The organism is Actinoallomurus acaciae (genome assembly GCF_042429965.1).
In the GTDB taxonomy this organism is placed as follows: Bacteria; Actinomycetota; Actinomycetes; order Streptosporangiales; family Streptosporangiaceae; genus Actinoallomurus; species Actinoallomurus acaciae.
Genome location: NZ_JBHLZP010000607.1, coordinates 4,684 through 5,016 on the forward strand (window position 1 = coordinate 4,684; position 333 = coordinate 5,016).

The window sequence follows — 333 nt, forward strand, 5'->3', positions numbered from 1 at the left end:
CAGCCGGTCGAGCTCGGCGGCACGCCGGTCCGGGTCGTGCCCGGACAGGTCGACGACGGTGAACGGGACCGTCAGCCCGTCCACCACCAGCGCCACCGGCGCGCCGTCTCCGCCGGAGCGCGGGGCGACCGCGATCCGCAGGGCCGGGTGTCGGCCGAGCGCGGCGGTGGCCGCCGTGGCCAGCCGGTCCGGGTCCAGGGGTCCCTCCACGCGCAGCACCAGCTGGGCGAGGTAGGCGTCGGCCGCGGCGGGATCGTAGCCGGTCGGTGCGGGGGCGGGCGCCGGGACCGCCGGGGCGTTCCAGTCGATGGTGTGGCGCTGCTCCCAGCCCAT

At 78.7% G+C, this 333-nt stretch carries 1 protein-coding gene; it reads right to left on the reverse strand.

Annotated features, from left to right (window positions below; translation table 11 throughout):
- Window positions 1-333 (reverse strand): hypothetical protein (locus tag ACFFNX_RS43175; protein WP_378212047.1); only part of this gene is annotated, 333 nt, incomplete at both ends.